The following is a 260-nucleotide window of genomic DNA, read 5'->3' on the forward strand; positions in this document are numbered from 1 at the left end:
CAGGAGCTGGAAGGCGAGTTCCGCGGGGCCGGCTGGAACGTGATCAAGCTGCTGTGGGGCTCGGGCTGGGACCCGCTGCTGGCGCGCGACAAGGACGGCGCCCTGCGCAAGATCATGATGGAGACGCTGGACGGCGACTACCAGGCCTTCAAGGCCAACGACGGCGCCTACGTGCGCAAGCACTTCTTCGGCCGCGACCCCAAGGCGCTGGAGCTGGTGGCGCACATGAGCGACGACGACATCTGGAACCTGAAGCGCGG

1 protein-coding gene is annotated in these 260 nt (G+C 67.7%); it reads left to right on the forward strand.

The window, feature by feature from the left end:
* The coding region (locus HA630_RS26825; protein WP_166831989.1) for a hypothetical protein at positions 1–260 on the forward strand (260 nt) is incomplete at both ends.

This window comes from Aquabacterium sp. A08, assembly GCF_011742065.1.